Source organism: Pseudomonadota bacterium (genome assembly GCA_039815145.1).
In the GTDB taxonomy this organism is placed as follows: domain Bacteria; phylum Pseudomonadota; class Gammaproteobacteria; order Steroidobacterales; family JBCBZW01; genus JBCBZW01.
Genome location: JBCBZW010000185.1, coordinates 1 through 8,056, shown reverse-complemented (window position 1 = coordinate 8,056; position 8,056 = coordinate 1). Strand labels below are relative to the sequence as shown.

The window sequence follows — 8,056 nt, the reverse complement described above, 5'->3', positions numbered from 1 at the left end:
TTCTCACGCGTGAACTGCACATCCGGCCCCACGTAGCCGCCGCCATCGAGGTTCTGCATCCCCGGCACGCGCGAGCTGTACACGGCCGACTCGATGTCGGGGTGCGCTTCGAGGGCCTGCTTCATCGGCTCGTACAGCTCCCACAGGGGAGCGAAGAACGGCAGGCCGCTGGTGAGATTGCGGGACTTGTCGTAGCCGAGGTCGAGGTTCCGCGCGTACTGCATCTGCAGCATCACCACGCCGGTGGCGATGAGCAGTGCGATCGACGTGGCGAACTGAAACACGACCAGCACGCGACGCAGCAGGTTCGACCCAGTCGAGGCATCCCGCCCCTTGAGCACTTGCGCCGGACGGAACTGGGACAGGAACAAGGCTGGGTAGCTCCCGGCGAACACGCCCACCAGCAACGTCCCACCCACCAACGCCAGCAGCGCGTTCGGGCTCAGCAGGTCGATCTCCAGCGGTCGCTCGACGAAGCTCGCGAAGAGCGGCAGGGTGAGTTCCACCAGCGCCACGGCCAACAGCATGGCGAGGGCCGTGAGCAGGATCGACTCGCCCAGGAACTGCGCCACCAGCTGTCCGCGCGAGGCACCGATCACCTTGCGCACGCCCACCTCCTTCGCCCGCTGCGTCGACAGCGCCGTGGTGAGGTTCATGAAGTTGATGCACGCGATGAGCAGCACGAACAGGGCCACCGCCGAGAAGGTGTAGACGTTGTTGATGCTGCCGTTGGCCCGCCACTCGGCGTCGCGGTTGGAGTGCAGGTGGATGTCGCCGATCGCCTGCAGCTCGAGGCCGGTGCCGTCGTTGGCGTTCTCGCCGAGATGCTTGATCAGGAAGCCGGGGAAGCGTTCCTCGAGGGCTTCCGGCGAGGTGCCCGGTTGCAAGCGTAGATACGTGTAGTAGTTGTTGCTGCCCCAGTTCTCGAGCTGGTCTTCGCCCAGGAGCAGCGGCACGGCCGTGATCGAGGCGAGCATCTCGAAGGCCATGTGCGTATTCGTCGGCAGATCCTCGATCACCGCCGTGACCGTGAGCTCCAGGCGCCCCATCAGCTGCAGCGTCTTGCCGACCGCCGACTCACTGCCGAAGTAACGCTCGGCGCCGCGACGGGTCATCACCAGGGAGGTGGGACTCGCGAGGGCCGAGGCGCGATCCCCCTCCAGCACTTCGAGCCCCAGGAAGTCGATGGCGTGCGTATCCGCCACCACCATGTGATCCTCGACCCGAGGCTCGCCGTCGACGACCAGGGTGATCTGCCCGGGCACGAGCATGCGCACCTGGTCTTCCACCTCGGGGAAGTCCTGCTGGAGCAACGGCCCGATTGGCGGCGCCACGGCGGCCAAGCGCAGGTTGTTGCCGTAGAAGTCGCGCACCACGCGATGGGTACGATCCGCGTCCACCCAATGCTTGTCGTAGCTGAGCTCGTAGCGCACGAAGAGCGTGATGACGATGCACGAGGCGAGGCCGATGGCGAGGCCGATCACGTTGATGGTACTGAACAGGGGGTTGCCGGCGATGTGTCGCCAGGCCACCCGCAGGTAGTTGTCAAGCATTGGCCACCTCCCGGCCGCGGCGCGGCGCCGGCACCACGTTCTCCGCCAGCACGCTGCCGTCGAGCATGTGCACGGTGCGGCTCGCATGGTTGGCGTGGGTGGCGTCGTGGGTGACCATGATGATCGTGGTGCCCTCCTCGTTGAGCTGGTTGAGGAGATTCAGCACCTCTTCGCCGTTGGCGCTGTCGAGGTTGCCCGTGGGCTCGTCCGCGAGGATGAGCTTGGGATTGGTCACCACCGCGCGGGCAACGGCCACGCGCTGCTGCTGACCGCCCGAGAGCTGCTGCGGGCGATGGTCCGCCCGATGCGCGATATTGATCTTCTCGAGCACCGTCTGTACACGCTGGCGGCGTTCACGCGCCGGCACCTTCTGGTACAGCAACGGCAGCATCACGTTCTCCGCCACGGTGAGCTCGTCGACCAGGTTGAAGCTCTGGAAGATGAAGCCGATGCTGCGCTTACGCAGCTGCGCCAGGCGACCCTCGCCGTAGCCGGCAATATCTTCACCATCGAAGACGTAGCGACCGCTGCTCGGCGAGTCGAGCATGCCGAGCACGTTCAGCAGGGTGGACTTGCCGCAGCCCGAGGGGCCCATGATGGCGATGAACTCGCCCGCGCCCACATCGACGCTCACGTTGCGCAGCGCCGTGGTTTCCACTGTGCTGGTGCGGTAGACCTTGCTTACGTCGTGTAATTCGATCATGCCTAATCCTTTGGTCAAGTTGTCGGGTTAGCGTTCGATCTGCAGTCGATCGACGTCGATGAAGGTGGCGTAGGAGGACACGATCACGCGGTCCCCGGGCACCAGGCCCGCTTCCACCTCGAGGCGATTCGGGTTGCGGCGACCGAACTGCACCGGTCGCCGGCGGGCGGCCGTGCCGTCGGCGTCGAGGACGAAGGCCCAGGCACCACCCGTGTCGTTGAAGAAGGGGCCATTGGCGAGCAGCACCGCATCACCTTGCGAATCCCCCAGCTGCAGGCGCAGCTGCAGGGTCTGGCCGCGACGGATGTCGGTCGGCGCGTTGCCGAGGAAGCGCAGATCGACGCGGAACTGAGCGCCCTGCACCTCCGGATAGATCTTGCTGATCTCCAGGCCGTACTCGCGGCCGCCGTCGGTGAACACGGCCTGCTGGCCGAGGCGCACCTGGCCCACGTAGAACTCGTTGACCAGCGCCGAGGCCTTGAAGCCGTCGACATCGTCGATCTGCCCGAGGCGCTCCCCAGGCGCCTTCGACTCGCCGAGTTCCGCATTCAGCGAGGTAAGGTGTCCATCGCGCGGCGCCCGCACCATCAGCATGTCGAGCTTCTCCCGGGCGAGCGCCAGGTTGCGCTCCAGCTGGCTAACGGAATTGCGAAGCTGATCCACCTGCACCAGGCGGATGCGCTCATCCACCTTTTGGCTCTCGCGAGTGACCTCGCGGCGGGAACGCCAGTAGGCGAGCTCGTCCTTGCTCTCCTGGTATTCGTTGTTGGAGAGGAACTGGCGACCCTCGAGGGTCTCGTAGCGCGCCACGAGACGGCTGAGGCGCGTGATCTGGTAGTCGATCTCCACCAGGTCGCTCTTGAGGCTCAGGCGGTTCTGCTCGATGGCGAGCTCCGTGTTGCGCAGGTTGTTCAACTGCTCGGAGATCTCGGACTCGCGAGCGATCACCTCCAGCTGCAAGGTGGTGTTGGACAGCTCCACCAGGGGCTGACCGGCCTCCACGAAGGCCCCCTCCTCCACCAGCACGTCCTCCACGCGCCCGCCCTCGATCGCGTCCAGGAACACCGTGCGCTGCGGCTCCACGCTTGCGCGCAGGGGGATGAAATCCTCGTAGGTGCCTTCAGACACCTCGGCGATGCGCAGGCGCTGGCCGTCGAGGGTGAAGGACGTGGTGGGCTCGAGGCCGCGCAGGGCGAACGCGCCGCCGGCCACGGCGACGATGGCGATGGCTGCTCCAATCCAGAAGCGATGGGCTCGGCGCTGAACGGGGCGGTCCATCGCGTGCTCGGGGGTGTGCGGGTTCCGAGTGTTCATGGCTTGGATAGAGCGATTTCCATGCCAAAAATCACCTCCCAATCAAATCAGCCACTTAGTGCCGCTCGGGAACATGGAGTGCTGTTCGATTTTCGAAAACGAACACCTCGAGGCGTTCGTTTTCGAACAAGCGTGCGGTAGAGTCCCCGCCATGCCAGGCCAGGGAACCTTCCTCGTCATCGACGACGACGCCGACGTGCTCACCACCGCACGCCTGCTACTGCGCCGCCACTTCGGCCGCATCCTCACCACCGACGACCCGAGCCGCATCGAGGCCCTCATGGGCAGCGAGCGCATCGACGTCTTCCTGCTCGATATGAACTTCGCGATCGGCGACAACACCGGCGCGGACGGCCTGCGCTGGCTCAAGCGCATCCTGGAGATCGACCCCGACGCGGTGGTGGTGCTGATGACGGCCTTCGGCGATCTCGACACCGCCGTGCGCGCCATGCGCGAGGGGGCCGCCGACTTCGTGCTCAAGCCCTGGCAGAACGACAAGCTGGTGGCCACCCTCGGCGTGGCCCTCGCCCTGCGCGAGTCGCGCACGCGCCTCGCCGCCCTCGCCCACCCCCAGCCGATCGACGACTTCGTGGCCACGTCAGCGAAGATGCTCGAGGTGCTGCGCACGGTCGAACGCGTAGCGCCCACCGACGCCACGGTGCTGATCCGGGGCGAGAACGGCACGGGCAAGGAGGTGATCGCCCGCGCCCTCCACGCCTTGTCCCCGCGGGCCAACCGTCCCCTGGTCGCCGTCGATCTGGGCGCGATCCCCGAACACCTCTTCGAGAGCGAGCTCTTCGGCCACCGAAAGGGCGCATTCACCGACGCTAAGCAAGACCGCGCGGGGCGCTTTCAGGCAGCGCAAGGCGGCACCTTGTTCCTGGATGAGTTAGGCAACCTCCCGCTGGCCCTGCAGACGCGTCTCCTGCGCGTACTGGAGAGCCGCGAGGTCGTACCGCTCGGCGCCGATACCCCCGTGCCCGTGGACGTGCGGCTCCTGGCGGCCACCAACCAGGATCTCGAGAAGATGGTGGCGGAAGGCCGCTTCCGCGAAGACCTGCTCTACCGCCTCAACACGATCGAGGTGCGCCTCCCGCCACTGCGTGAACGCCTCGAGGATCTGCCGCCCCTCATCGAACACCTCACCCAGCTGCACGCCCGCAAATACCGCCTGACGGCACGCCAGCCGAGTGACGCGGCCCTGGCCGCCCTGCGCGCCCACCGCTGGCCGGGGAACGTGCGTGAGCTCTCGCACGCGGTCGAGCGCGCACTGATCCTCGGCGCTGGCGATCACTTGGACGTACAGGACTTCAACCTCCCCGGTGCTGCGCACGCCAGCCCCGCGTCGCCGCCGCCCCCCTCGGGCAACCTCAACCTCGAGGAGAACGAGCGGCGCCTGGTCAAGACCGCCCTGAGCCAAGCGGACGGCAGCGTGGCCGACGCGGCCCGCGCCTTAGGCATCACCCGCGCCGCCCTCTACCGGCGCATGCGGAAGTTCGACCTGTGAAGGCGCGCCTGCGGGCCCGCTTCCGCCTTCTGGCGACCCTGCAAGCCCTGCTCCTCGGCCTCACCCTGGCCCTGCTCGGCCTCGCCCTCACCAGCACCGATCACGTGGCCGTGCCCCTGGTGCTGGGGATCATCGCCACCTTCCAGCTGATGGCGTTGGTCCGTTTCGTCGAGCGCCACGTGGAGACGCTGGAGGAGTTCTTCTCGGCGGTGAACTACGAGGATCTCGCCAAGCGCTTCGTCACCGACGATCTCGACGCCGAACTCAAGCGCGCCTTCAACCGCATCCTGGCCCGCTTCGGCGAAACCCGCGCCCAACGCGACCTGCAGGCGAACTACCTGGAAACGGTCGTCCGCCACGTACCGGTGCCCCTCATCGCCGTGCGCCACGACGGCTCCGTTACCTTCATGAACCAACCGGCGCGCCGCCTGACGGGCATCACCGCCCTCGCCGATCTCAACGAGCTCTCCACCCTCGACCCCGATCTCGCCGAACGCATGCAGGCGATCGAACCTGGCGACCAGCGCCTGCTGCAAACCCGCCTGCGCGGCATCCCCGCCGAGCTGCGCGTGAGCGTGGCGCAGATCCGGTCCGAGGAACGTACCGAGCGGATTTATTCGCTGGAGAATCTCTCCGGTGAACTGACCGAGCGCGAGTCGACCGCCTGGCGCAACCTCATCCGCGTGCTCACCCACGAGATCATGAACACGCTCACGCCCGTCACCTCCCTGGCCAACACTTGCGATGAAATGCTGGGGGAAGAGGATTCGATCGACGATGTGCGCGAGGCGATTCAGACCATCGCCCGGCGCAGCGAGGGTCTCATGGGTTTCGTCGCACGCTACCGCGAGGTGCTGCGGGTACCCCGACCCAAGGTGGAACGACTGCCCGTACACGACGTGCTACAGGCGGCCGTACGCCTGAGCGACGACAAGCTGCGCGGTGTGGACGTGCAGCTGTCGGTCACGCCGGAAAGCCTGCAGGTGAACGCCGACCCGCAGCTGCTGGACCAGGTGCTGATCAACCTGCTCAAGAACGCCACCGACGCCCTAGCCGGCGTCGATAGCCCTAAGCTGCAACTCACCGCCCGACTGCACCACGGACGCGTGATCATCGAGGTGACGGATAACGGCCCCGGCATCTCCAAGGAGGTGCTGGAGCAGATCTTCGTGCCCTTCTTCACCACCAAACGCGAGGGCAGCGGTATCGGCCTGAGCCTCAGCCGGCAGATCATGAGCGCCCACGGCGGCGCCATTTCCGTGAGCAGCGGGGAGCGCGGCACACAGGTCACCCTGGCTTTCTAGTGTCCTGTCCCGTAAGTTCGTTGAAGAAGTCGCACGGGGCTTTTTGCTCCTAGGCGCGGCGCGAGGACGAGCGTGGCAGGCCCCACGGGAGGAGGAGCAACGTGCCTAGGGGCAAAAAGTACCCGCGAATTCTTTAACGAACTTGCGGGACAGGACACTCGGGCCTCATAGGGCAAACTGTCGCGCTACGCCACGTTCGCCTCCGGAGACTCACGTGCCTCGACTTCTGCGCGCCTCGCCTGCCGTCCCCGCCTCCCTGCTAGTCGCCCTCGCCCTCGCCGGCTGCGCGGGTGACCCGCCGGCGGCGCCGCCACCGCCCGCCCGCACGGAGACGGCGGCCGCCGAAGACGTACACAGTGCGGCGTCGACGGCGCCCTTCCTCACCGACCACCTCGCCCTCGACCTCACGGTCGATTTCGAGCGCAAGGTGCTCGAAGGGTCGGCGACGCTCCACCTGGCGCGCACCGGTGACGGTAGCGAGCTGGTGCTGGACACGCGCGAGCTGGTGATCAGCGACGTGCGCGCGGCGGACGGCGACGGCCCCCTGACGTCAGTCCCCTTCACCGTCGGTGAGTTCGACACCGTCATGGGCGCGGCGCTCACGATCACCGTCCCGGACGACGCCGACCGCGTCGAGGTGGCCTACCGCACCTCGCCCAGCGCTTCGGGCTTGCAGTGGCTGGAACCGCGGCAAACGGCCGGCCAGCGCCACCCCTTCCTCTTCAGCCAGGCCCAGGCGATCCACGCGCGCAGCTTCGTGCCGCTGCAGGACACGCCTGCCATCCGCTTTACCTACGAGGCGATCGTTCGCGTGCCGCCGGGGCTGCGCGCCGTGATGAGTGCGAACAACACGCCCGAGCTGGCCGAGGATGGCGTCTACCGCTTCGAAATGCCCCAGCGCATTCCCTCCTACCTCCTGGCCATCGCCGCTGGCGACCTGGAGTTCAAGGCCATGGGCGAGCGCACGGGCGTCTACGCGGAGGCGGAACTGCTGGATGCCGCGGCCGACGAGTTCGCCGACACGGAGCGCATGCTAGAACTCGCCGAGCAAGCCTACGGCCCCTACCGCTGGGGCCGCTACGACCTGCTGATCCTGCCGCCGAGCTTCCCCTTCGGCGGTATGGAGAACCCGCGCCTGTCCTTCATCACCCCGACGGTGATCGCCGGCGACCGCAGCCTAGTGGCCTTGATCGCTCACGAGCTGGCCCACTCCTGGTCCGGCAACCTCGTGACCAACAGCAACTGGGCGCACCTGTGGATGAACGAGGGCTTCACCACCTACCTCACCAACCGCATCATGGAGCGGGTGTACGGCTCACGCCGCTACCGCATGGAGATGGCACTCGGCTACGCGGACCTGCAAGGCTCCCTCGCGTCGATGGACGCGAGCATCACGCGCTTGGTGATGCCTGAGGCCGGTGGCGATCCCGACGCCGCGTTCTCGGACATCCCCTACGAGAAGGGCGCCCTGTTCCTCTACGAGTTAGAACAACGATTGGGCCGTGAGACCTTCGACGCCTTCCTCCTCGACTACTTCGACCGCTTCGCCTTCCAGAGCGTCGACACGGACACCTTCATGGCCCACATGGACAGCACGCTGCTGGCCGACTACGGCGACGTCCTCGACCGCGATCGCATCCTCGAGTGGATCTACCAACCCGGGCTGCCCGAGGGC

6 protein-coding genes are annotated in these 8,056 nt (G+C 66.8%); 3 read left to right on the top strand and 3 right to left on the bottom strand.

Going from position 1 to position 8,056, the window contains the following annotated elements; all coding sequences use genetic code 11:
* The 3 genes from AAF184_23605 to AAF184_23595 form a co-directional block, all read right to left on the bottom strand.
* On the bottom strand, positions 1 to 1,553 hold a 1,553-nt coding region (locus AAF184_23605), incomplete at its 3' end, for an ABC transporter permease (protein ID MEO0425343.1).
* Entirely contained in the window at positions 1,546 to 2,256 is a 711-nt protein-coding gene (locus AAF184_23600) for an ABC transporter ATP-binding protein (GenBank protein MEO0425342.1), read from the bottom strand. The genes AAF184_23605 and AAF184_23600, both read right to left, overlap by 8 nt.
* A 27-nt stretch (positions 2,257 to 2,283) precedes the next feature.
* The gene (locus AAF184_23595) at positions 2,284 to 3,534 is read right to left on the bottom strand and encodes an HlyD family efflux transporter periplasmic adaptor subunit (protein ID MEO0425341.1); all 1,251 of its coding nucleotides are present in this window, start codon (positions 3,532 to 3,534) and stop codon (positions 2,284 to 2,286) included.
* 187 nt (positions 3,535 to 3,721) lie between these two features.
* Between AAF184_23595 and AAF184_23590 the strand changes: the two genes are divergently transcribed.
* From AAF184_23590 to AAF184_23580, 3 genes are all read left to right on the top strand, one after another.
* Positions 3,722 to 5,077: a sigma-54 dependent transcriptional regulator gene (locus AAF184_23590; GenBank protein MEO0425340.1), complete on the top strand. Its 1,356-nt coding sequence runs from the start codon at positions 3,722 to 3,724 to the stop codon at positions 5,075 to 5,077.
* Entirely contained in the window at positions 5,074 to 6,381 is a 1,308-nt protein-coding gene (locus AAF184_23585) for an ATP-binding protein (protein MEO0425339.1), read from the top strand. The genes AAF184_23590 and AAF184_23585 overlap by 4 nt, the downstream gene beginning before the upstream one ends.
* A 214-nt stretch (positions 6,382 to 6,595) precedes the next feature.
* The coding region (locus AAF184_23580) for a M1 family aminopeptidase/hydrolase (protein MEO0425338.1) at positions 6,596 to 8,056 on the top strand (1,461 nt) is incomplete at its 3' end.